Source organism: Delftia sp. ASV31, assembly GCF_016428765.1.
GTDB classification, from domain to species: domain Bacteria; phylum Pseudomonadota; class Gammaproteobacteria; order Burkholderiales; family Burkholderiaceae_C; genus Comamonas; species Comamonas acidovorans.
Genome location: NZ_JAELTK010000243.1, coordinates 1 through 324, shown reverse-complemented (window position 1 = coordinate 324; position 324 = coordinate 1). Strand labels below are relative to the sequence as shown.

Genomic DNA, 324 nt, shown 5'->3' with positions numbered 1-324 from the left:
CCCCCCCCCCCCCCCCCCCCCCCCCCCCCCCCCCCCCCCCCCCCCCCCCCCCCCCCCCCCCCCCCCCCCCCCCCCCCCCCCCCCCCCCCCCCCCCCCCCCCCCCCCCCCCCCCCCCCCCCTCTTTCATGATCCGGCGACCACCGAGATCTACACTGTTCGCATTTCGTCGGCAGCGTCAGATGTGTATAAGAGACAGGCGCTGCACTACACGATCAGCGAAGGCCGGCGCCACCCCGTGCGCCTGCACAATCCGCGCGGCGAGGTCTACCGCCGCTTCATCCCCTGGCTGGGCCGCACGCTGAGCTTTCGCACCGTGGAGCCCG

At 77.2% G+C, this 324-nt stretch carries 1 pseudogene; it reads left to right on the top strand.

The window, feature by feature from the left end:
- Positions 1–324, top strand: a pseudogene (locus JHD82_RS30095) (hypothetical protein); the annotation flags it as partial.